Genomic DNA, 24,019 nt, shown 5'->3' with positions numbered 1-24,019 from the left:
TGCCTTTTGTGGTTTGCCTTTTGCGGTTATTTCCAAAAATTCACCTGGGCTTTTGCCGCTCTGGTGGCCTAAAAGGCAAACCACAAAAGGCAAACCTCCTTCAGCGCACGATTCCCCGTTCCGCGCGCACTTCCCCCGTTGCCCCATTGCACTCTCGGCACCGCACCAATGCCGGACTGACATCTCACAGCGCCCCGCCAGTACAGCAGCGCAAAAAGAAACACGCCCCGTAAAGGACGCGTTTTCACCACCCGCTTGGGGCGGACCAGCTGACTCTTAGTTGAAGGAGTCGCCGCAGGCGCAGGAGCCGCCGGCATTCGGGTTGTCGATGGTGAAGCCCTGCTGCTCGATGGTGTCAGCAAAGTCGATCTCCGCGCCCATCAGGTACGGGACGCTCATCTTGTCCACCACGAGGCGGACGCCGCCGATGACATCGGACTTGTCGCCTTCGAGGTCACGGTCATCGAAGTAGAGCTGGTAGCGCAGCCCAGCGCAGCCACCCGGCTGAACGGCGATGCGCAGGGACAGGTCGTTGCGGCCTTCCTGATCCAGCAGCGCCTTCGCCTTGGCGGCCGCTGCCTCAGTGAGCTTGACGCCGGTTGCGGAAGTCGGTGCAGTCATGAACGTTTCTCCTTGCCTACGAATCGTTTCAGGTTCCCGAGCCTACTCCCGGCCGGCACCTGGATGCTAGTACACCCTAACTTGCGCTGGTCACTGCTCAAAAAACGAGACAATAACGAAACCTGAGCGTGATACCGCGCTTGTATATTTGTTCAACACCACGCTGCGCACCCGTATTCCCACCAGCCCACGGCGGTTTTGTAGCCTAGAGTGCGTGAAACTTCCCTGGCAGAAATCCGATGCCCGCGCGGCAAAAGGCGCAGCCGCCGACAGCGGCTCCACCAAGCTCGACCTCGGCGACAACGCCAAGGACACCAAGAAGGCCTCTTCCGCGAAGAAGAACTCGGCGAAGAAAAACTCCGCCTCCACAGGCGCCCAAGACACAAAGCAAGGCGACAAGAGCGACCGCCCGCTGGGCAAAGACGGCAAGCCACTGCCGAAGGGCTACACCCCACCGAAGGGGCGCCCGACGCCGAAGCGGCACGACCAGGAAGTCAAGCGCGGTGTCGTGCGCGACCCGAACGCCATGTCCAAACCGCAGCAGGCGCAGAAGCGCAAGGAGCTGAAGGCCTCCATGTCCAAGGAGGAGTGGAAGGACTACAAGAAGCAGGAACGCGCCGAGCGCCGTGAGCGCAACAAGGAAATTCAGGCTCGCATGGACGCAGGCGACGAGCAGTACTTGATGGAGCGCGACCAGGGCGACGTCCGCCGCTACGTGCGCGACTGGGTGGATTCCCGCCGCTTCTTGGCCAACTACATGCTGACCACGATGGTCGTGCTGCTCGCCATCATGCTTCTGGGCACTTTCTTGCCGCGCGTCGCGGAGATTCTGTCGCTGGTGTCCATGATCTTCATCGTGGCGATCTTCGTCGAGGCCGTGCTGATCGGCCGCCGTGCGAACCGCGCTGTGCGCGAGAAATTCCCGGAGACGGACGAGACGGGCTTCGGCCTGGGCATGTACGCCTACTCGCGCGCCTCCCAGCCGCGCGGTTGGCGCACCCCAAAGCCGCAGGTCGCAATCGGTTCCAAGGCGTAGCGCCAGGGAATAGCGCAGAAAGCAGGCCACGTCATCATGAGCGTTTCGCTGGACTTCAACCCAGTCCCCATGCCGGACAGTTCCGCTGAGGCTCGGGTGCGCACCGCGATGACGGAGAATCCGCGCGGTGTGTCGTTCGGCAGGCTCGCGGGGATCGGCGCGTGGTTAGCAGGACGCCAGGGAGAAGCTCCCCCGCGGCCTGTTCAATCGCCGAAGATCGTCGTATTCGCCGGCGACCACGGCATCGCCTCCCGCGGGGTATCCGCATACACGCCGGAGGCATCGGTTCTGCAAGCCGACGAGATTGACGCGGGAGCAGCTCCGGTGAACACGTTGGCGCGCATCGCCGACGCCCCGGTGGAACTCGTCCGCGTGAGCCTCGCCGAAACCGGTTCGCTCATCCGCGAAGCGTCCGGCGCAATCGATATCGAGGATGCGATGAGCGACGACGAGTTCGTTCGCGCCGCAGAGCTCGGCAGGACCATCGCTGACACGGCGATCGATTCCGGGTGCGATCTCGCCGTGATCGGGGACATCGGGGTGGGCAACACGACGGTTGCCGCGGCAGTCATCGGCACGCTCACCTTCACCGAGCCCGTCGTCGCGGTCGGCCGCGGCAGCGGCATCAATGACGAGACCTGGAAGATCAAGGTCACCGCCGTGCGCGACGCGATGTTCCGCGCACGCGAGATCAATGACGATGTCGCGGAGGTCCTCCGCCGCATTTCATCACCGGATTTCGTCGCGGAGGTCGCGTTCATCGCGCAATGCGCGGCACGACGTACGCCAGTGCTTATCGACGGCGCGTTTCCCGCAGCCGCCGCCTACACCGCCGAGCGGCTCGCTCCCGGTGTGAAAGAGTGGCTGCTCGCCGGCCAGCTCAGCCCAGAGCCCTGCCACACTGTGTGTCTGAAGGCCCTGGACCTGACCCCGGTGGCGGCACTCGACATGACCACCGGTCAGGGTGCCGGCGGTGCCGCTGTCTTACCGCTCGTCACCGCGGCTGCGGAGCTCGTCGCCGACGAGATGCGTTCCCAGAACGGCGCCGAGCAATAGCTGAGCTGTAACAGCGCACCCCTACTTCGCGGGCACGAGCGTGTGCAACCAGCCGTGAGTGTCCTCGTGCTCGCCGCGCTGAATCTTGGTCAGGCGCTCACGCATCTTCATCGTGACATCGCCAGCCTCATTGTCGTTGACGGTGAAGTCGATCCCGTTGCCGACAACGTGGCCGACCGGGGTGATCACGGCAGCGGTGCCGCACGCTAAGGTCTCGGTCAGCTTGCCGTTGGCAACGTCGGTCATCCAGTCATCGACGGAGATGCGGACCTCTTCCGTGTCATAGCCGAGGTCTTCGGCGACCTGCAGCAGCGAGTCACGCGTGATGCCCGGCAGCAAGGAGCCGGACAGTTCCGGCGTGACCACCTTGACGCCGTCGTCGCTCGAACCGTAGACGAACATCAGGTTCATGCCGCCCATCTCCTCGATGTAGGTGCGCTCAATCGCATCCAGCCACACGACCTGGTCGCAGCCCTGCTCCTTAGCTTGAGCCTGTGCGAGCAGCGACGCAGCGTAGTTGCCGGCGAATTTCGCAGCACCGGTACCGCCCGGCGCGGCGCGGACATAGTCCTCGGAGATCCACACCTTGACCGGCTTGATACCGCCGTCGAAGTACGCACCCGCCGGGGAGGCGATGACGTAGAAGGTGTAGGAGTTCGCCGGTTTCACACCGAGGCTGACCTCGGTAGAGATCATGAACGGGCGCAGGTACAGCGCAGCCTCGCCGCCAGCCTCCGGCACCCATGCCTCATCGATTTTGACGAGCTGGCGCAGGGACTCGAGGAAGTACTCGTCGGGAAGCTCCGGCATGGCCATGCGCTGCGCGGAGTTCTGCATGCGGTGTGCATTCTGCTCCGGGCGGAAGGTGGCGATGGATCCGTCCGGCTGACGGTACGCCTTCAGGCCTTCGAAGATCGCCTGGCCATAGTGGAAGACCATGGCCGCTGGCTCGAATTCAAGCGGCGCGTACGGCTGCACGCGGGCATTGTGCCAGCCCTCGTCCTCGGTCCAGTCAATCGCGACCATGTGGTCGGTGAATTCCTGGCCAAATTTCGGATCTTTGAGAATCTCCGCGCGCTGCTCGTCGCTCGCAGGATTCTCGTTTTCTCGCACGGTGAATTCCAAGTTCGTCATGCCTCCCAAGCATACGCTGGCTGTCAGCAGCCGCAGCCAGTTTCCGAGCACGGTACTGGCGTAGGATCGGCCGCGAGAATCGCACGTACTGATTGTCTTTAGAAGGAGTATGCGTTCAATGCTTCCTCATACCACCGGTGTTCTTCCCTCCCACGGCACGCTGCCCGACGTCGACTTCGCCGCGACGACAGACAGCACGCTTATCGACGGCGCGGCGCGCCTCATCCCCATCGCCCAGGGCGACGCACTGGAGCTGCCGGTGTCGGCATTGACCCGCGATGGCCTGCTGGAAGCACTGGAAGCTGTGGGGGCGACGGGCGCCCACGGCGAGATCACCAAGGTGGTTCTCGACGGTGTCCTCTATATCTCGGTCGGACTCGGCGAGGACACCTCCGCGACCTCCGTCCGCCGCGCGATGGGCGTTGCTGCCCGCTCTTTGAAAGGCATTGACCGCGCGGTCGTCTCGGGTGAATTCGGTGTCGGCGCGATCGTCGAGGGCCTGTTGCTCGGCGGCTACAGCTACTCCGGGTTGAAGACTCGCGACAGCGAAAACAGCGAGAACAGCGCAAACACTGAAGCCGAGAAGACCAAGGACACATCCTTGGCTATCACGGTGCTCGGCCGCGAAGACGAGCGCGAGGAATTCGAGACTGCTGCGACGATCGGCCATGCCGTTGCTCTGGCACGCGATCTGGTGAATACCCCGTCGAATCTGCTCTACCCGGAGGTCTACGCCGCTCACGCCAAGAAGGTCGCCACCGATGCCGGCTTGGCTGTCGAGATTCTCGACAACGCGCAATTGCGTGAGCAGGGGTTCGGCGGCATCACTGCTGTCGGCCAGGGCTCCGAGCACGCGCCGCGCTTGGTCCACCTGACGTGGGCTCCGGAGAACGCCTCCGCCGAGACATCGGTCGCGCTGGTGGGCAAGGGCATCACCTTTGATTCCGGCGGCATTTCCATCAAGCCGTCAAACGGTATGGAGCAGATGGTGATGGACATGGGCGGTTCCGCAGCCGTGCTCGCTACTGCGTGCGCCATTGCTGCGCTGAATACTCCGGTGCGAGTAGAGGCCTGGATGCCGCTCGCGGAGAACATGCCGTCCGGTTCTGCACAGCGACCAGGCGATGTGATCACCCATTACGGGGGTATCACGAGTGAGATCATCAACACAGACGCGGAAGGCCGACTCGTGCTCGCTGATGCGATTGCACGCGCCTGCGAGGACTCCCCCACCCACCTGATCGAGACCTCCACGCTCACCGGCGCGCAGATGGTCGCCCTGGGCAAGCGGACCTTCGGCGTGATGGGCAGCGACAATCTGCGCGACCGTATCGCAGAGAACGGCCGCGACATCGACGAACCTGGCTGGGCAATGCCGCTGCTGGAGGAGCACGAGGACGAGATTTCCTCCAAGGTCGCCGACGTGAAGAACGCCAACAGCGACCGTTTCGGCGGGATGGAATTCGCAGCTACCTATCTGTCTCGCTTCATCGGCGACGACATTGAATGGGCCCACGTGGATGTGGCGAGCCCCGCTTGGAATACGGGCGCGCCCCACGGTTTCACCCCCGGCCGCGCCACAGGCGTGCCGGTGCGGACGCTGGTGGAGACCATTCGCGGCCTCGCCTAACCCAGCTCTTCTTCCGATGAATCCCCAGTTAGGGGAATGTTCTACTCGCCGCGCTCGAACCGGGCGCGGCGTTCTTTTTGTTCGGCACGCTTGCGCAGGATGCGCTCCTGCTCCATCCGCTTGCGCATGCGGTCGGGGTAACCGGTCTCCTCGACGTCGTAAAGCGCGATGCCCAGTTGTTTCGCGACCACGTCGATGCCCTTCGGTCCGCCGATCCGGCGACGGGTGAATTCCCCGTTTTCCGCGACAAGCACGACCGACATCTCGTTGACCAGCGTTTCCGGTTCAACAAACCCTTCAACGAAGGCGTGCTGTGCGGTCCACTGCTCGAGGTACCTGATGTCTTCCGGCCGCACGGTCTCGCCGGGGCCGCGAGGCGGTTTGATCGGCGAGTTCTTTTTGCGGGAACCGAAGATATTGAACACGCACCACATCATATAAGGCGATATAGAACACACCCCAAAGCAGAGATCTGCGCACGCACCATACTGGCTAAGCAGGTACGCTGGTGGCGTATCAACGTCTGCAATTTTTTGAGGAGACTCCATCAACATGGCTCACTCTGTAGAGATGCCCGAGCTGGGCGAATCGGTCACCGAAGGCACCATCACCACGTGGCTGAAGGAAGTCGGCGACACCGTCGAGGTCGACGAACCTTTGCTCGAGGTCTCCACCGACAAGGTCGACACCGAGATCCCGTCCCCGGTCGCCGGCGTTCTGCTGGAGATCAAGGCTGAGGAAGACGACACCGTCGAGGTCGGCGAGGTCATCGCCGTTGTCGGCGACGAAGGCGAGAAGCCCTCCGACGATTCCGACGACGACGCTGCTGCTTCCGAGGATAAGGCCGAGGACGAGAAGAAGACCGAGTCCGCACCGGCGAAGAAGTCCGGCGGTTCCGGTTCCGCTACTGACGTCGAGATGCCGGAGCTCGGCGAGTCCGTCACCGAGGGCACCATCACCACCTGGCTGAAGGAAGTCGGCGACGAAGTCGAGGTCGACGAGCCGCTGCTCGAGGTCTCCACCGACAAGGTCGACACCGAGATCCCGTCCCCGGTCGCAGGCACGCTCGTTGAGATCCTGGCGCAGGAAGACGACACCGTCGAGGTCGGCGAGGTCATCGCCCGCGTCGGCGACGCTGACGCAGTTGCTTCCGGCTCCGACGATTCCGCTGACGAGGCAGAAGAGGAAGAGGCCGCGGCTCCGGCAGACGCTCCGAAGAAGTCTGCACCGAAGTCCTCCTCCGACAAGAAGGGTTCCGGCGAGTCCACTGAGGTCGCTATGCCGGAGCTCGGCGAGTCCGTCACCGAGGGCACCATCACCACTTGGTTGAAGGAGGTCGGTGACCTCGTTGAGGTCGACGAGCCGCTGCTCGAGGTCTCCACCGACAAGGTTGACACCGAGATTCCGTCCCCGGTCGCAGGCACCCTGCTGGAGATCCTCGCCGACGAGGACGACACCATCGAGGTCGGCGCCGCGATCGCACGCATCGGCGATGCCGAGGCTGCTGCTGACGATTCCTCTGACGACGCTGAGGACGAGGAAGAGGAGAAGCCGGCTCCGAAGAAGGAAGAGCCGAAGGAAGAAAAGAAGGCTGAGCCGAAGCAGGAGAAGAAGGCTGAGAAGTCCGCTTCTGCCACCACCTCCGCGAAGGTCAACAACGGCGGCAAGGTTCCGTACGTCACCCCGCTGGTCCGCAAGCTCGCTGAGAAGCACGGCGTCGACCTGAACTCCGTCGAGGGCACCGGCGTCGGCGGCCGCATCCGCAAGCAGGATGTCCTCGCCGCTGCCGAGGGCGGTTCCGCTAAGGGCGCATCCGAGGCCACGGACACCAAGGCTGCTGCAGAGTCCGCACCGAAGGCTTCCGGCCCGCGTGCACGCTGGTCCACCAAGGCCGTCGACCCGGCCAAGCAGGAGCTCATCGGCACCACGCAGAAGGTCAACCGCATTCGCGAGATCACCGCTGCGAAGATGGTCGAGTCCCTGCAGATCTCCGCACAGCTCACCCACGTCCAGGAAGTCGATGTCACCCGCATCGCCGACCTGCGCAAGAAGGTCAAGCCGGCATTCGTCGAGAAGCACGGCGCGAACATCACGTTCCTCGCCTTCTTCGTCAAGGCTGCGGCTGAGGCTCTGGTCTCCCACCCGAACGTCAACGCCTCCTACGACAAGGAGACGAAGGAGATCACCTACCACGAGGACGTCAACATCGGCATTGCCGTTGACACCCCGATGGGCCTCCTGGTGCCGGTTCTGAAGCAGACCCAGAACATGTCCCTGGCTGAGATCGCTCAGGGCATCGGTGACCTGGCTGCGCGCGCACGTGACAAGAAGCTGCGCCCGGACGACCTGTCCGGCGCGACCTTCACGGTCACCAACATCGGTTCCGCTGGCGCGCTGATGGACACCCCGATCCTCACCCCGCCGCAGTCCGGCATCCTGGGCACCGGCGCGATCGTGAAGCGTCCGGTCATCGTCACCGAGGACGGCATCGACTCCATCGCGATCCGCCAGATGTGCTACCTGCCGTTCACCTACGATCACCAGATCGTCGACGGTGCTGACGCAGGTCGCTTCATCACCACGATCAAGGACCGCGTCGAGGCAGGCGACTTCGAGGACGACATGGACCTCTAAGTCCACACTGAACCTGGGTTCTTCGAACGGCCCGGCACTGACCACGACGGTCAGTTGCCGGGCCGTTTTATCTGCCAAAACGCTCCTTGAGCGCAGTCGATACACTGGTTTTCATGTCACAGGATTCGACTGCGAACAACGCCGAGAAGAACAGCTACAAGTCTTTCCGCAACCACCCCGCCCACTTCATGGAAGAAGCGCTCGGCGGGCTCGTCGCCGCCCACCCGAATGCGCAGTGGCACGAGGAAGGCTTCATCGGGCTGGCAGAGGAGAACGACGGCAACGCCGACCGCCACGTCGCAGTGATCTCCGGCGGCGGTTCCGGCCACGAGCCGATGCACGCCGGCTTCATCGGTTCCGGCATGCTCGACGCAGCCTGCCCGGGACTGCTGTTCACCTCCCCCAACGCCGTCCAGATCACTGCGGCGACTGAATGGGCGGACCGCGGCGAGGGCGTCGTGCATGTGGTGAAGAACTACACCGGCGACGTCATGAATTTCTCCGTCGCCGCCAACAGCGTCGACGCTGAGGTGGCCACGGTGACTGTCGCAGACGATGCGGCGACCGAGATCGATGACGACGATGATTCCCCGGGGCGCCGCGGCACTGGCGCGACCATCATCGTGGAGAAGATCGCGGGCGCGTCCGCCGCACGCGGCGACGATCTGGCGACGGTCGCCGCGACCGCGCAGAAGGCCGCGGACCAGTCGCGCAGCATGGCTGTCGCGCTCATGCCGGGGCACCTTCCCACCAGCGACCGCCAGACTTTCGATTTGGACGAGGGCGAGATCGAGATCGGTGTCGGCATCCACGGCGAGCCGGGCGTGGAGCGCCGTGACACCACGCTGGGAGAGGCACCGACCGCGGAAGCGCTCGTCGAAGAGCTGCTGGACGGCATCACCGAATCCCTCGGCAACGCCGATGTGGCGCTCGACGGCGTCGATGTCGTCCTGCTGGTCAACGGCCTCGGAGGCGTGAGCGAGCTGGAGCTGGATTTGGTCTTCGGTCAGGCCTTGGGCCAGCTTGGGGAACGCGGAGCGACGGTCCGACGGGGCATTGTGGGAACCCTGGTCACCTCCATGAACATGGCGGGCGTGTCCCTGACCGTCACCGTCGTCGACCACGAGCTGCTGGAGCTCATCGACGCTGACACGGCGGCCCCGGCGTGGCCCGCGGTCGTCGCCGATCCGCAGTACTCCCCGGCCCTCATGGTCGACGACAGCGAGGCTCCGAATGACGGTGCCGAGAACGAGTGGCTGAGCGCCTTCGCCGACCGCCTCGGCAAATCCTACGACGACCTCACCGAGCTGGACCGTGTGGCGGGCGACGGCGACTTCGGGCAGAACCTCGAGGCGGCCTTCGGCGATATCGAGACCCCGCTCAACGGCAGCGACGCCGAAGTGCTCGAATTCTTCGCCCACCGCATGCTGTTGCGCGCCGGAGGCACATCCGGCGCAGTATTGGGCACGCTCTTCCGCGAGATGAGCGACGCTTTCGCCGAAGCAGAGGTGGACTCCCGCGATGCCGATGCCGCCGACTTCGTCCGCGCCCTGAGCACTGGCCTGAACAACAGCGTCGACGCGATCACCGAGCTTGGCGGTGCGAAGGAGGGCGACAACACATTGATCGACTCCCTGGCACCTGCCGCGAAGGAAGCGGCCAAGCTTGCCGACGGTTCGGCCGCGGGCTCGATCAGCGAGGTCCTCAAACAGATTCATGCCCCCGCTGTGGAGGGCGCGAAGTCCACCCGTGGCATGCAGGCCAAGAAAGGCCGTGCTTCTTACCTGGGAGAATCTGCCGCCGATGTGCCGGATCCCGGCGCGATCGCCATCACATGGTTGTTCGGCGAGGCAGCCGTCGACGAGTTCTAAAACACGGTTTTCTACACTCGTAGGCAAACGTTAAACGTGACGCACTAAATACTGAAGGAGCTAGTTGACGTGGATTACATTTCCCGCCATATCGGCCCGACGGACAGCGAGCGCTCAGTCATGCTCGATGCCGTGGGCTACGGTTCAATCGACGAGCTTGTGGCCGCCGCTACCCCACCGGGCATCCTGGCGAAGGCACCGCTTGACCTGCCGGAGGCGCTGACGGAGCAGGAAGCCCAGAACCGCCTGCGGGAGCTGGCCGGAAAGAATACTGTACTAAAGGCCTTCTACGGCCAGGGATTCTCCTCCACCATCACTCCCCCGGTGATCCGCCGCGGTGTCGTGGAGGATGCTGGCTGGTACACCGCCTACACCCCGTACCAGCCGGAGATTTCCCAGGGCCGCTTGGAGGCGCTGCTCAATTTCCAGACGATGGTGCAAGACCTCACGGGTCTGCCGATCGCGAATGCATCGCTTCTCGACGAAGCGTCTGCCGTCGCCGAGGCCATCGGCCTGATGTCCCGCAAGGTGAAGAAGGGCCGCCGCGTGCTTCTCGACGCACGCCTGCACCCCCAGGTCATCGCCGTCGCCGCGGAGCGCGCGCGTGCCCTGGATCTTGAGGTGGATGTCACCGCGCTCGACTCGAACCTCGTCGGCGAGGACTTCGTCGGTGTCGTTCTGGCGTACCCGGGCACCGAGGGCGACATCGTCGACCCGCGCCCGGTGATCGAGGCGATCCACTCCCGCGGCGGCCTCGCCACTGTCGCCGCTGACCCGCTGTCGCTGCTGCTCCTGGAATCCCCGGGCGAGCTCGGCGCGGATATCGCCGTGGGCACCACGCAGCGCTTCGGTGTGCCGCTGTTCTACGGTGGCCCGCACGCCGCGTACATGGCTGTCTCCGACAAGCTCAAGCGCCAGATGCCGGGCCGCCTGGTCGGCGTGTCCGTCGACGCGGAGGGCTACCCGGCCTACCGCCTGGCGCTCCAGACCCGCGAGCAGCACATCCGCCGCGAGAAGGCTACGTCCAATATCTGCACCGCCCAGGCGCTGCTGGCGGTCACCGCCTCGATGTACGCCGTGTACCACGGGCCGGAAGGCCTGCGCGAGATCGCGCGGGACGTGCACGAATGGGCGGGGCGCTTCGCGGCGTCGATAAGCAATGCTGGCTTGACCGTCAAGCACGACGCGTTCTTCGACACCGTGGCTGTCACCGTCCCGGGCCGCGCGCAGGGCATTGTCGACACGCTGGCCGATGCCGGCTACCTCGTGCGCGCCGTCGACGAGGACACCGTGGCTGTCAGCTTCGGCGAGGACACTGAAAACGCCGATCTGGCGGCGCTGCTCAACGGCTTCGGCATCATCGATGACCCCGCTGCTTCGGCGGAGAATCACCTGCCGGATGCGCTCGCGCGCACCACCGAGGTGCTCACCCACGAGGTGTTCAACACCCACCACTCCGAGACGATGATGATGCGCTACATCCGCTCGCTCGGCGACAAGGACTTGGCTCTCGACCGCACGATGATCCCGCTGGGTTCGTGCACGATGAAGCTCAACCCGACCGCGGGTCTGGAGGCCATCACGTGGCCCGGCTTCGCAAATGTCCACCCGTTCACCCCCGACAAGTACACCGAGGGCTGGCGCGAGCTGATCGACGAGCTGACCGGCTGGCTGGTGGAGATCACCGGTTACGACGCAGTGTCCGTCCAGCCGAATTCCGGCGCGACCGGCGAGCTGGCTGGCCTGCTGGCCATCCGCCGCTACCACGTGGCTAACGGCGATACCGAACGCGATATCTGCCTGATCCCGGCCTCCGCGCACGGCACGAATGCGGCGTCGGCGACACTGGCGAACCTGCGCGTGGTCGTTGTGAAGACCGCCGAGGACGGCTCGATCGACATCGCCGACCTGGATGCCAAGCTGGAGCAGTACGGCGAGCACATCGCGGCCATCATGATCACTTACCCGTCCACGCACGGCGTGTACGAGGAGACCGTCACCGAGGTCGCGGACAAGGTTCACGCTGTCGGCGGCCAGGTCTACATCGACGGCGCGAATATGAACGCCCTGACCGGTCTTGCTCGCCCGGGCGATTTCGGCGGCGATGTCAGCCACCTGAACCTGCACAAGACCTTCACCATCCCGCACGGCGGCGGTGGCCCGGGCGTCGGCCCGATCGGTGTCGGTGCCCACCTCACCCCGTTCCTGCCCGCCGACCCGCAAATGTCCGGCGTGGACGCGGCCAAGGAAGCCGCCGAGGGTGCCGGTGTCCCGATCTCCGCGACGACCTACGGCTCCGCAGGCGTGCTGCCCATCTCCTGGGCATACATCGCCATGTCCGGTGCTGATGGCCTGGCTTCGGCCACCCGCAACGCGATCCTCAACGCCAACTACCTGGCGCACGAGCTCAACGACTCGTTCCCGGTGCTCTACACCGGCAACGCCGGTCTTGTGGGCCACGAGTGCATCATCGACCTGCGCGAGATCACCGATGCCTCCGGCGTCACCGCAGCCGATGTGGCTAAGCGCCTCGTCGACTACGGCTTCCACGCCCCAACGCTCGCCTTCCCCGTTGCCGGCACGCTCATGATCGAGCCGACCGAGTCCGAAGACATCGCCGAGCTGCAGCGCTTCGTCACCGCGATGCGCTCCATCCGCGCAGAGATCCAGGACATCATCGACGGTAAGGTGGCCTACGAGGATTCCGTCATTCACCACGCGCCGTACACCGCACGCAGCCTGGTCACCTCCAATTGGGACTACGCCTTCACCCGCGAGCAGGCCGCCTACCCGGTCGAGTCCCTGCTCACCGGCGGGAAGTACTTCCCGCCGGTGCGACGCATCGACGAGGCCTACGGCGACCGCAACCTCGTCTGCGCCTGCCCACCGCCGGAAGCATTCGACCTCTCCGCCTCCCCTGAGGACGGCGAGATCATCGAGCCTGTCGTCACCGAAGAAAACAGCAAGTAAAGGAGCACACACATGCCACAGACCCCGCTGCACGCCAAGCACGAGGCGCTCGGCGCATCGTTCACCGACTTCGGCGGCTGGACCATGCCGCTCAAATACGGCAGCGAGCTCGAAGAGCACCGCGCCGTGCGCAACGCCGTGGGCATTTTCGACCTGTCCCACATGGGCGAGATCGACGTCACCGGCCCGGATGCCGGCGCGTACCTCGACTACGTCCTCATCTCCAACCTGTCCAACCTCAAGGTGGGCAAGGCCAAGTACTCCATGATCGTCGACGAGAACGGCGGGATCCTGGATGATCTGATCACCTACAAATTCTCCGACGACCACTTCATGGTCGTGCCCAACGCCGCCAATACCGCGACCGTCTGGGCCGCCTTCGAGGCACGCACCGAGGGCTTCGACGTTGAGATCCGCAACGACTCCGAAGCGGTGGCGCTCGTCGCCGTCCAAGGCCCGGGATCGCTCGAGGCACTCACGCCGTTGCTTGCCGACGACCCGGCGCCCCTCGCCTACTACTCCGGCGCGTGGACCACTCTGAAGTCTGACGGCTCCGACGTGGAGGTCTTCGTCGCCCGCACCGGTTACACCGGCGAGGACGGCTTCGAGCTCTTCTGCCAGAACGAGGATGCCGAGAAGATCTGGGATGCCGTGATCGACTCCGGCATTCCTTGCGGCCTCGCCTCCCGCGACTCCCTGCGCCTGGAGGCTTCCATGCCGCTGTACGGCCACGAGCTCACCGCCGACATCACCCCGGTGGAGGCAGGCATGGGCCGTGCCTTTGCCAAGAAGGAAGCGAATTTCGTGGGCAAGGACGCCCTGACCGGACGCGAGCCATCCGTTGTCATCGCCGGCCTGACCTCCGAGGAGCGCCGCGCCGCCCGCGAAGGTGCAGAGGTCTTCCTCACAGATGAGGACGGCTCTAACACCCGCATCGGCGTGGTCACCTCCGGCCAGCCCTCCCCCACTTTGGGCCACCCGGTGGCTCTTGCACACATTGATCCCGCGCACGCTGAGCCGGGCACTAAAGTGGAGGTCGACATCAGGGGTAAGCGCTACGCTTACACCATCTCTGAGACCCCCTTCTACTCCCGAAAGGACAAATAAGAATGTCTGATCTGCCCCAGGATTTCTCCTACTCCGAGGACCACGAGTGGGTCAACGCCGCCGCTGACGCCGTAGAGGGACAGACCGTCCGAATCGGCATCACCTCTGTGGCCACCGAGCGCCTCGGCGAGATCGTCTTCGCCGAGCTGCCGGCTGTCGGCGACACCGTGACTGCAGGCGAGACCTGTGGTGAGGTCGAGTCCACCAAGTCCGTCTCCGATCTGTACTCCCCGGTCACCGGCAAGGTCACCGCGGTCAACGAGGACATCGAAGACAACTACGAGGCGATCAACAACGACCCGTTCGGTGAGGGCTGGCTCTTCGAGGTCGCCGCAGAATCCGCAGGTCCGCTCATGACTGCCGACGAGTACGGTTCCGCAAACGGCCTGTAAACGGTGCCCTCTTAAGCCGACGCGGCGGGAGGTCTACCATGAAGGGCATGAGTGCCCCGCGTGAACCGTTCTTCCCCGCCGACCGCTCCATCCGAGCCTCAGATTCCCCACTAGACGTGCGGGAACTGGGGCTCGTGGACTATTCGGAGACCTGGGAGCTGCAGGCGAAGCTCGCCTCCCAGCGTGCTGACGACGAGATCGGCGATACGTTGTTAGTACTGCAGCATCCGAATACATACACCGCCGGCAAGCGCACCCAGCCGGAGGACCTTCCCGATAACGGCCAGCCCGTTGTCACCGTCGACCGCGGCGGCCGCATCACCTGGCACGGCGAGGGCCAGCTGGTCATCTACCCCATCATCAAGCTCGCCGACCCCGTCGATGTCGTGGACTTCGTCCGCCGCATCGAGGAAGCCATGATCGCCACGATCCGCGAGTTCGGTGTGGAGGACGCTGGCCGCATCGACGGCCGCTCCGGTGTCTGGGTGCCAGCAGATGATCCGTCGATAGGCGTGCGCCGCGACCGCAAAGTCGCCCAGCTGGGTATCCGCATCACCCGCGGCGTGACCATGCACGGCCTCGCCGTCAACTGCAACAACACCCTCGAATACTTCGGCCACATCGTCGCCTGCGGGATCAGCGACGCCGATGTGACAACGATGAGTCTGGAGCTCGGTCGGGACTTCACTCCCGCAGAGCTGGCACCCCCTCTCATCCGCAATCTGGACCGCGCGCTCTCGGGCGAACTCGCCGTCGCCGACCACACTATTTCGCGCGACTGACTCTAAACGGGGGTTGCTTCGGCCAGCCATATTCGCACCTTTGCGCGAGCGGGGTTAACGTGGAACCCGTGACTGTCGCAGAAGAAGGACGCAAGCTGCGCCGCGTTGAAAAGCGCAACGCGCAGACCCCGATCGAATCCAAGCCACGTTGGATCCGCAACGCCGTGAAAACGGGCCCCGAATACGAGGACATGCGGAAGAAGGTGAAGGGTGCTTCCCTTCACACCGTGTGCCAGGAGGCCGGCTGCCCCAATATCCACGAGTGTTGGGAATCCCGTGAGGCTACCTTCCTCATTGGTGGTGCGAACTGCTCCCGCCGCTGCGATTTCTGCCAGATCAACTCCGCCAAGCCGGAGCCGCTCGACCCAGAAGAGCCGCAGCGCGTCGCAGAGAGCGTCCGCGAGATGGAGCTGAACTACTCCACCATCACCGGTGTCACGCGTGACGACCTCGAAGATGAGGGCGCCTGGCTCTACGCCGAGGTTGTGCGCAAGATCCACGAGCTCAACCCGCACACCGGCGTGGAAAACCTCACACCAGACTTCTCTGGCAAGCCGGACCTGCTCCAGCAGGTCTTCGAAGCCGAGCCGGAAGTCTTCGCCCACAATTTGGAGACCGTTCCGCGCATCTTCAAGCGCATTCGTCCGGCTTTCCGCTACGACCGCTCCCTGGATGTCATCCGCCAGGCACGCGATTACGGGCTGATCACCAAGTCCAACCTCATCCTCGGCATGGGTGAGACCCGTGAAGAGGTCCTCGAGGCGCTCGCCGACATGCACGATGCGGGCACCGACATCATCACGATCACCCAGTACCTGCGCCCCGGCCCGATGTACCACCCGATCGAGCGTTGGGTGAAGCCGGAGGAGTTCATCGAGTACCGCGATGCCGCCTACGACATGGGCTTCGCCGCTGTCATGTCCGGCCCGCTGGTGCGCTCCTCCTACCGCGCAGGCAAGCTCTACGTCGAGGCCATGAAGTTCCACGGCCGCGAGCTTCCGGAGAACCTGAAGCACCTCGCTGAGACCTCCCAGGGCGCCACCGACCAGGAAGCCGAGACCCTGCTGAACAAGTACGGCGCGTCTGAGGAGACCCCGGTCGTCTCCGCAGGCCGCCCCGCTGTCGGGCTTGGCATGCCGGGCATCGGCGCCGACTAGGGGGTGGGGCGCTCCCCCAGCGCCCAGCCGCCCCTCCACAGCTCTAAACCCAGCTATCTGGATCCAGATAGCTGGGTTTGGCGTATGCGAACAGTGACTCGCTCTAGCGACGACTAAAGCCCACCAGGGAGCGACCCTGATGGGCTTTGGTCATGTGAGCGCGGCCCCGTCTTAATCAGGGACCGTCACTGACCTACTTCTTGCCGGTCGGAATGTTGGAACCGACCTTCATTGCCTCCGGGTTGTCACGGGAGTCATCCGTGCCGCCGTCCTTGAACAGCGGGCGGTCGAGCACGACCGACGGCACAGCGAAGGCATCGACGAGCACCTCTGACCACGGGCCGAGGGAGTCGACCAGGTCGTTGATGGAAGCGCGGGCAGCCTTCACACGGCCGGAGGAGATGACGTTGTGCTCCTGGTACCAGCCTGCCTCGCGGATGATGGTGTCGAGGACGAACAGGTGGCGGACCTGCTCGAAGACAGCGCGCTCGGTGGAGCCGACCGGCAGGGAGCGCTCTGCCTCGATCATGGCCTGAACCATCAGGCTCTCGATGTAGGCCCATGCCGCGCTCAGCATGTGGTCCTGCGCCTTGTCGATGACCTTGGCGGCCTCAGCCTTATCCAGCTTGCGTGCGCCCTGGATACGACGGATCAGCGAACGCATGACGAGCTGCTCACGCATCTGGATGACCTTCAGCTGGTAGTCCGCGTCAAACAGGGAGGACTCTTCGTTGGTGAAGGTGTCCACCACAGACTGGACGGTGGCGCCCAGACCGGCGCGGCTGCGGAAGATGTCGGTCACGTTGGTGGCCGCGAACTTCACGATGTCCATCGCAGACGGGTTAGCCATCTCGCTGGTGTAGGCCGTCAGCAGGTTCTTGCCGGCCAGCTGCAGCAGGACGGTGTTGTCGCCCTCGAACGTGTTGTACACGTCGGTGTCTGCGCGGTAGGTGGTCAACAGGTTCTCCGACATGAAGCCGGCACCGCCACAAGCCTCGCGGCACTCCTGGATGGTGTCCGTGGCGTGCTCGGTGGCCACAGCCTTGAAGGCCGCTGCCAGAGTCTCCATCTCGCGGGACGCGAGTGCCTGCGCCTCGGTCGGGTTGGTCACGGACCACTCGCCGGATGCCTGGCGCTCGGTCTGGTCTGCGTAGCGCGCCGTCAGCTGGTTCTGGAGCAGCTGGATGGCGTAGGAGCGGGCCAGCGGAATGATCAGGCGGCGGCGGTGCTGACGGTAGTCAATCAGCTTGGATTCGGTGCCGGTGTCGCCGTAGTCGAACTGGCGACGCTGGTGCGCGTACTTCAGGGCGATCGCCAGAGAGGACTTGGTCGCACCTGCGCCGGCTGCGCCGACAGCGATGCGGCCGCGGATCAGGGTGCCCAGCATCGTGAAGAAGCGGCGGTTCTTTGACTCGATCGGAGAGGTGTAGTTGCCTTCCTCGTCGACGTCGCCGAACTGGTTGAGCAGAGCCTCACGCGGGATGCGGACGTTGTCGAAGGTCAGGGTACCGTTATCGACGCCGAGCAGGCCGCCCTTGTGGCCGTGGTCGCCGATGGACACGCCCTCGACCGGGGAGCCGTCCTCTTCGCGGATGCGCACGACGAAGCAGTGCACGCCGTGGGATTCCTCCACACCCGGGGTGTAGAGCTGAGCGAAAACTGCGGACCAACGGCCGTCGCGGGCGGTGTTGCCGATGTAGACCTTCGTGGCCGACGGGGACGGGGAGTTGATCACGAACTCCTTCGTCTCCGGGTCGTAGGTCGCCGTGGTCTCCAGCTCCTGCACGTTGGAACCGTGGCCACGCTCGGTCATGCCGTAGGAGCCCAGCTTGGACAGGTCCATAGCGCCCTGCGCGTATTCGCGGTGACGCTCGGTGCCGAGCACGTCCACAGCGCCGCCCCACAGACCGAACTGCACGCCGGACTTGATCGCGAGCGAGCCGTTGAACTGGCCGAGCAGGTCCAGGCCGAGAATGCCGATGTGGGCCTCGCCGGAACCACCGTTGGCCTTGGAGAAAGCGGTCTGCATCATGCCGGAGGTAGCCACCATCTTGACCTTTTCCAGCAGCGCAGCGCGGATCTCCTCGACGGAGCCCTCGATCATCGGCAGCGCTTCCTCACGGTTGAGCTGCTCGCGGATATTGTCCTTCTGCTCTTCCCACTGGCCGTCGAGCAGCTTCTTCAGCTTGCCCGCGACTGCTGCGTCCGGGGTCTCCGGCAGTGCCTGCGGGGAACGGGTTTCGGGAGACGCCTTCTGGGGACGCCGTTCCAGATTGACCTTGCGGACTTTGTCCTCAACGGAAGTCATGATGACCTTCTTTCCTGAAAATGCTTCCTTTATGTGGTTGGGGGTATGTGTTTAGCGCTCGATGATCGCGACGACACCCTGGCCGCCTGCCGCACAGACGGAGATGAGGGTGCGGCCGCCGCCGTTTTCCTCGAGGGTCTTCGCTGCGGAAGCGAGGATGCGTGCGCCGGTCGCCGCGAACGGGTGGCCGGCTGCCAGCGAAGAACCCTTGACGTTGAGCTTGGAGCGGTCGATGGAACCCAGCGGGGCATCCAGGCCGAGGCGCTCGCGGCAGTAGGTCTCGTCCTCCCATGCCTTGAGGGTGGCGAGCACCTGGGAAGCGAATGCCTCGTGGATCTCGTAGAAGTCGAAGTCCTGCAGGGTCAGTCCGTTGCGCTCGAGCAGGCGCGGCACTGCGTAGGTCGGTGCCATCAGCAGGCCATCCTTGCCGGACACGAAATCCACAGCAGCCAGCTCAGAGTCGACCAGGTACGCGCGGACCGGAATGTTCTGTTCCTTTGCCCACTCTTCAGAGCTGAGCAGGACTGCCGCGGCGCCGTCGGTAAGCGGGGTGGAGTTACCTGCGGTCATGGTGGCGGTGCCGCCGTGCTGCTCGGCGTCCTTCTTGCCGAAGACCGGCTTGAGCTTGGACAGCTTCTCCACGGTGGAATCCGGGCGGAGATTGGTGTCACGGTTGACACCCAAGAACGGAGTCATCAGATCGTCGAAGAAGTTCTCTTCGTATGCCTTGGCCAGGTTCTGGTGGGAGGTCGCCGCCAGTTCATCCTGCGCCTCACGGGAGATGTCCATCTCGCGTGCGGTGATCGCCGCATGGTCGCCCATGGACAGGCCCGTGCGCGGCTCACCGTTCTGCGGCTGCTCCGGAGCGAGCTGGTTCGGACGAATGGAACCAGCGAGCTTCAGCTGATCCTTCACAGACTTCGCGTTGGAGAGACGGATCAGCGTCTTACGCAGCGTGTCATTGACAGCCAGCGGAGCATCCGAGGTGGTGTCGGCACCGCATGCAATGCCGTTCTCAATTCGGCCAAGCGCAATAGCGTCAGCGACCTGGATCGCGGAAGTCAGCGACGTGCCGCAAGCATGCTGCAGATCAAAGGCCGGGGTCGTGGACGCCAGCTCCGAACCGAGCACGGACTCGCGAACCAGGTTGAAATCGCGTGCGTGCTTGAGCACAGCACCGCCAACGACGAGACCCATCTCCTGGTCCTGCAGGCCATAACGTGCGACAAGACCGTTGAGGGCCGAGGTCAGCATGTCCTGGTTAGAGGCCTTCGCGTACTCCTTGTTGGAACGCGCGAACGGGATACGGTTTCCGCCGAGAATGGCTACTTTGCGGGGTTGATTCATGCTTATTTCCTGCACTTCCCATGGAGCTCGAGGTAAGTAACTGCTGTTCAGTCGTTTACCGTGCGATATTTGTCTGACATTTTACAAAGTTCGAACTTTGTAAGGTTCGTCACCATTGCAATCTTATAATAGTATCCGACACAGAGCTACCGAATTGATACGGTCGCACCCCCAAATCAGAAGGAGAAAGTTGTGGCAAAGAAAGGCCTCCTCGAACAGTTCATCAACTCCCCTCTCGCCGCGAAGGCGGGTGTCCCCCAGGGCTACCCCCTACGCCGTTACAAGCAGGGTGAGGATCTTCTTCACGGCCCGGTCGTCGTCGGTGGCAACGGCCGACTGGCCGAGCAGATCACGTCTCTCCTCGACGGCCCGTACAAGCTGATCAAGGCCGAGGCAGACACCAAGCGCGCCGGCATCGTCTTTGACGCGACCCAGCTGGGGAAGCCGGAAGACCTGGTCCAGCTGTACGAATTCTTCAACCCGCAGCTGAAGAAGGTCCTGGACAACGCACGCCTTATCGTCATCGGCACCACCCCGGAGCTGCTCGAGAACGCAGATGCCCGCATCGCTGCCCGCGCGCTCGAGGGCTTCACCCGCTCCCTGGCCAAGGAGATGCGCAAGTCCGCCACGGTTCAGCTGGTTTACGTGGACCCGGCGATCGACGGCGCACAGATCAACAAGGTCGAGTCCACTCTCCGCTTCCTCCTCTCCGGCAAGTCCGCTTTCGTCGACGCACAGGTCATCCGCATCACCCCGGTCGATGTTCAGCTTCCGGAGAACTGGGAGAAGCCGCTCGAGGGCCGTCTCGCTGTCGTCACCGGTGCTGCTCGCGGCATCGGCGCCACCATCGCCGAGACCCTGGCCCGCGACGGTGCCAAGGTGATCTGCGTGGACATCCCGCAAGCTGGCGAGGGCCTCGCCGAGACCGCGAACAAGGTCAAGGGCACTGCCCTGCCGCTCGACGTGACCAACCCGAAGGCCGCCGAGGAGATCGCCAAGCACGCCCAGGAGCGCTACGGCCGCAAGATCGACACCATCGTCCACAACGCAGGTGTCACCCGCGACAAGCTGCTCGTCAACATGGACGAGGGCCGCTGGAACATGGTCCAGAACATCAACCTCGTCGCACCGGTGCGCATCACCGAGGCACTGCTCGACGCCGACGCATTCGCCGAGAACCCGTCCATCATCGGCGTTTCCTCCATGGCTGGCATCGCCGGTAACCGCGGACAGACCAACTACGCCACCACCAAGGCAGGCGTGGTCGGCTTCGTCGACGCTCTGGCTGAGCGCATCGCCGAGGCTGGCGGTTCCATCAACGCCGTCGCACCGGGCTTCATCGAGACCGACATGACCGCCGCTATGCCGTTCGGCCCGCGCGAGGTCGGCCGCCGCCTGAACTCCCTGAACCAGGGCGGCCAGCCGGTCGACGTCGCTGAGACCGTCGCATACTTCTCTGCACCGTCTTCCGTCGCCGTCAACGGCAACACCGTCCGTGTCTGCGGCCAGAACCTCCTGGGAGCGTAAACACAATGACTACTGCTGTAAATCGGGGCAACGACGACAACGACCCCAAGAAGAAGGCCGAAGCAGCCGCCGCTGAAGCCAAGACCGAAGCTAAGGAAGCCGCTGCACAGGCTCAGGACAAGGCTGAAGAGGTCGCTGACAAGGCAGCCGACGCCTTCGAAAACGTGAAGGAGAAGGTCTCGTCCAAGGTCGACGAGCTGACCGATGCCTCCGAAAAGAAGGCTGAAGAGGCGACAGAGTCGAAGGCCGACGCAACCGCACCGAAGGCAGCCGCCGGATCCGCTAACGGCACCCGTCAGTACGAGAATCTGAAGTCCATTCCGGACATGAAGGCGATCAACCGCAAGATCTTCGTCAGCGCCATTCCGGGTGTCGGTGGTACCCGCGAGGCGAAGCAGGATCCGACGTCGGCAATCCAGGTCAACGGCGTGAAGGTGGATAAGGCCAACCTGGCTGACTACACCAGCGCGACCGGTCTGCGCCTGGGCAACGACCTGCCGCCGACCTACTTCTTCGTCCTCTCCTTCCCGCTCGTCATGGAGTTGCTCTCCCGGCCGGACTTCCCGTACGCGGCGATGGGCGCAGTGCACGTCACCAACGTGATCGAGCAGACCCGCACGCTCAAGGTCGACGACACCTACACCATCCGATCCCACGGGGAGAACCTGCGTCCGCACCGCCGTGGTCTGCTGGTGGACGTCGTCACCGAGATCTTCGTCGAAGGCGAGGAGAACGGCGAGCCGGTGTGGCGCCAGACTTCGACGTTTTTGGGCATGGGCGCGAAATTCGCCAAGTCTGCGAATGTCAGCGTGACCACCCGCGCCGAGGATTCCGGCAAGGTCCTGCCGAAGCCGGAGCTGCCGGAGTTCAAGCCGAACGCCCGCTGGCGCTGGACTGGTTCCGACGTCAATGCGTATGTCGAGGCCTCCAACGACCACAACCCGATTCACACCTCCAACCTGGGTGCGAAACTGTTCGGGTTCCCGGCGCGCATCGCTCACGGCATGTACTCCGCCGCGGCTGTGCTCGCTCCGCTTGAGGGCCGTCTGCCTCAGGCACTGCGCTACTCGGTCGAGTTCGTCAAGCCTGTGGTGATCCCAGCGCAGGTCGCTCTGTGGACCATCAAGGACGAGGACGGTTCGTACGATATCCAGCTGCGCGGCTCCTCTAAGCCGGACAAGCTGCACCTCAACGCGGAGATCACTCCGCTGTAGGCCACAAGCGCTGACTCGTCAGCCACGCTTTCCCGCTGCTTCCCCGCCACAGGAAGCGGCGGGTTTTCGCGTGTGTGGCACCAATCCTTAAGTTCTAGGGATCGTTGCAACACTGATTGGAAAGTTGGTGTTGGTTGTGTCTGGTTCGCGTTGGGATCCGAGTGGTGATGAGGTTGTTCGGTTTCACCGGTTGGTCGTTGTTGAGGGGCTGTCGGTTCGTGCTGCTGGGCTGCGGCTTGGGTGGTCGTTATCGACGGCGTATCGGATAGCGCATCGTGACAGTTTGCCGCTTCGGGCGCGTTCTGCGCTGACTCAGGCTGACAGGGATGTCATTGCCGGTTTGTTTGCTCAAGGGTTAATGCCGATGGACATTGCTCGTGCTGTTGGGCTTGATCCGTCTGCGGTGTACCGAGTGGGCGTGGCTGTTGGTGCGTGGCGTAAACCAAGTGGCAATCGGCGGGCGGTGGCGACAACGCGCAGGGTGGAGTATCTGAAGTTGCGAGTATGCGGCATGGACCGCAATAGTGCCGCTGATGCGTGTGGAATGAGTCGACGCACTGCTTTAGACGTTGATAAAGGCGTGGTCAAAGGGAGTCATCGGCGGGTGGTGTTTGTTCCTGATGGTGAGGATGCGCCCCGCTATAAACGGCTTATGCAGGTCCTTGGTTATGTTGACGGTCGGGTCAGTGTGCCTGTGCAGGTAATGCCGCAGGCTGCAGTGGAGAAGGTCATTGATGGGCGGTATCTGTCGGTTGAGGACCGAGAGATGATCGCGGACCGGGTTAATCAGAACATGTCTATCCGTGCAATTGCGCGTGAGTTGGGGCGTAGTGCGTCGACGATTTCGCGCGAGATTGCCCGCAACAGTGGTGATGATGGGATTTACCGGCCGTTTGAGGCACACCGTCAATCCGTTTTCCGCAGGTTTAGGCCGAAACCACGCAAGATTCCGACAAATCCGCAGTTGCAGGAAGTGGTGTGGGCGTGGCTGCGCAAGGAGTATTCTCCTGAGCAGATAGCGGGCGGGAGTGTCAGGAAGTTTGTGTGTGAGGCTCTGATCTAGAAGGAGTTTCACCGATAATGACTACGGTGTCACCGAAGAAGAACCATGACCCGGCGAGGGTCAACGAGATCAGCGAGAAGCTGATGGAAAATCCTGAGCTCGCCAGCTTGATCAGCGAGCTGTCAACGTCGGCTGATGATGCCAGCGACCTGGTCAAAGGCCTGTTGCAG

At 63.7% G+C, this 24,019-nt stretch carries 17 protein-coding genes and 2 pseudogenes; 14 read left to right on the top strand and 5 right to left on the bottom strand.

Annotated elements, in window-relative coordinates; genetic code table 11:
• Positions 1-276 precede the first annotated feature (276 nt).
• Entirely contained in the window at positions 277-621 is a 345-nt protein-coding gene (locus ACUY2Y_RS06530) for a HesB/IscA family protein (protein WP_259900463.1), read from the bottom strand.
• Positions 622-835: 214 nt separating this feature from the next.
• On the opposite strand from ACUY2Y_RS06530, the gene ACUY2Y_RS06525 reads away from it, so the two are divergent.
• The gene (locus tag ACUY2Y_RS06525) at positions 836-1,657 is read left to right on the top strand and encodes a DUF3043 domain-containing protein (RefSeq protein WP_448325313.1); all 822 of its coding nucleotides are present in this window, start codon (positions 836-838) and stop codon (positions 1,655-1,657) included.
• 36 nt (positions 1,658-1,693) lie between these two features.
• Positions 1,694-2,713, top strand: coding sequence for a nicotinate-nucleotide--dimethylbenzimidazole phosphoribosyltransferase (locus tag ACUY2Y_RS06520; protein ID WP_448325312.1), 1,020 nt, complete (start codon positions 1,694-1,696; stop codon positions 2,711-2,713).
• Positions 2,714-2,734: 21 nt separating this feature from the next.
• Here ACUY2Y_RS06520 and ACUY2Y_RS06515 read toward each other — a convergent pair whose 3' ends face one another.
• Positions 2,735-3,847, bottom strand: a complete 1,113-nt coding sequence (locus ACUY2Y_RS06515; protein WP_448325311.1) for a branched-chain amino acid aminotransferase — start codon at positions 3,845-3,847, stop codon at positions 2,735-2,737.
• 118 nt (positions 3,848-3,965) lie between these two features.
• Here ACUY2Y_RS06515 and ACUY2Y_RS06510 point away from each other — a divergent pair, with 118 nt between their 5' ends.
• On the top strand, positions 3,966-5,477 hold the full coding sequence (locus ACUY2Y_RS06510; RefSeq protein WP_448325310.1) for a leucyl aminopeptidase: 1,512 nt from the start codon (positions 3,966-3,968) through the stop codon (positions 5,475-5,477).
• Positions 5,478-5,518: 41 nt separating this feature from the next.
• Here the strand turns inward: ACUY2Y_RS06510 and ACUY2Y_RS06505 are convergent, their stop codons facing one another.
• Entirely contained in the window at positions 5,519-5,902 is a 384-nt protein-coding gene (locus tag ACUY2Y_RS06505; RefSeq protein ID WP_210571571.1) for an oxidoreductase, read from the bottom strand.
• A gap of 127 nt (positions 5,903-6,029) precedes the next feature.
• On the opposite strand from ACUY2Y_RS06505, the gene sucB reads away from it, so the two are divergent.
• The 7 genes from sucB (at position 6,030) to lipA (ending at position 16,390) form a co-directional block, all read left to right on the top strand.
• Positions 6,030-8,111 carry a 2-oxoglutarate dehydrogenase, E2 component, dihydrolipoamide succinyltransferase gene (gene sucB / locus ACUY2Y_RS06500; RefSeq protein ID WP_448325309.1) on the top strand — a complete coding sequence of 694 codons (2,082 nt, stop codon included), beginning with the start codon at positions 6,030-6,032 and terminating at the stop codon, positions 8,109-8,111.
• Between the two features lie 113 nt (positions 8,112-8,224).
• The gene (locus ACUY2Y_RS06495; RefSeq protein WP_448325308.1) at positions 8,225-9,982 is read left to right on the top strand and encodes a dihydroxyacetone kinase family protein; all 1,758 of its coding nucleotides are present in this window, start codon (positions 8,225-8,227) and stop codon (positions 9,980-9,982) included.
• Positions 9,983-10,051: 69 nt separating this feature from the next.
• Positions 10,052-12,952, top strand: coding sequence for an aminomethyl-transferring glycine dehydrogenase (gene gcvP / locus ACUY2Y_RS06490; protein WP_448325307.1), 2,901 nt, complete (start codon positions 10,052-10,054; stop codon positions 12,950-12,952).
• Between the two features lie 12 nt (positions 12,953-12,964).
• The gene (gene gcvT / locus ACUY2Y_RS06485) at positions 12,965-14,059 is read left to right on the top strand and encodes a glycine cleavage system aminomethyltransferase GcvT (RefSeq protein ID WP_448325306.1); all 1,095 of its coding nucleotides are present in this window, start codon (positions 12,965-12,967) and stop codon (positions 14,057-14,059) included.
• 2 nt (positions 14,060-14,061) lie between these two features.
• A complete protein-coding gene (gcvH, locus tag ACUY2Y_RS06480; protein ID WP_259900472.1) occupies positions 14,062-14,451 on the top strand; it encodes a glycine cleavage system protein GcvH in 390 nt (129 codons plus the stop codon).
• 47 nt (positions 14,452-14,498) lie between these two features.
• Positions 14,499-15,233: a lipoyl(octanoyl) transferase LipB gene (gene lipB, locus ACUY2Y_RS06475; RefSeq protein ID WP_448325305.1), complete on the top strand. Its 735-nt coding sequence runs from the start codon at positions 14,499-14,501 to the stop codon at positions 15,231-15,233.
• A gap of 68 nt (positions 15,234-15,301) precedes the next feature.
• The gene (gene lipA, locus ACUY2Y_RS06470) at positions 15,302-16,390 is read left to right on the top strand and encodes a lipoyl synthase (protein WP_448325304.1); all 1,089 of its coding nucleotides are present in this window, start codon (positions 15,302-15,304) and stop codon (positions 16,388-16,390) included.
• 193 nt (positions 16,391-16,583) lie between these two features.
• Here lipA and ACUY2Y_RS06465 read toward each other — a convergent pair whose 3' ends face one another.
• Entirely contained in the window at positions 16,584-18,698 is a 2,115-nt protein-coding gene (locus ACUY2Y_RS06465) for an acyl-CoA dehydrogenase family protein (RefSeq protein WP_448325303.1), read from the bottom strand.
• 51 nt (positions 18,699-18,749) lie between these two features.
• On the bottom strand, positions 18,750-20,045 hold the full coding sequence (locus ACUY2Y_RS06460) for an acetyl-CoA C-acetyltransferase (RefSeq protein ID WP_448325302.1): 1,296 nt from the start codon (positions 20,043-20,045) through the stop codon (positions 18,750-18,752).
• A gap of 192 nt (positions 20,046-20,237) precedes the next feature.
• Here ACUY2Y_RS06460 and ACUY2Y_RS06455 point away from each other — a divergent pair, with 192 nt between their 5' ends.
• The 4 genes and pseudogenes from ACUY2Y_RS06455 to ACUY2Y_RS06440 all read left to right on the top strand — a co-directional run.
• Complete coding sequence (locus ACUY2Y_RS06455) at positions 20,238-21,572, top strand: 3-oxoacyl-ACP reductase (RefSeq protein ID WP_448325301.1); 1,335 nt, start codon at positions 20,238-20,240, stop codon at positions 21,570-21,572.
• A 5-nt stretch (positions 21,573-21,577) separates the two neighbouring features.
• Positions 21,578-22,786 (top strand): MaoC/PaaZ C-terminal domain-containing protein, encoded by a 1,209-nt coding sequence (locus ACUY2Y_RS06450; protein WP_448325300.1) that lies wholly within the window; start codon positions 21,578-21,580, stop codon positions 22,784-22,786.
• A gap of 124 nt (positions 22,787-22,910) precedes the next feature.
• Positions 22,911-23,810: pseudogene (locus tag ACUY2Y_RS06445) on the top strand (transposase); the annotation flags it as partial.
• Positions 23,811-23,866: 56 nt separating this feature from the next.
• Positions 23,867-24,019: pseudogene (locus ACUY2Y_RS06440) on the top strand (IS256 family transposase); the annotation flags it as partial.

The sequence above is a fragment of the Corynebacterium sp. 20-84 genome (assembly GCF_053479455.1).
The sequence above is the reverse complement of the archived record's forward strand: the minus strand, read 5'-3'. Positions and strand labels throughout refer to the sequence as shown.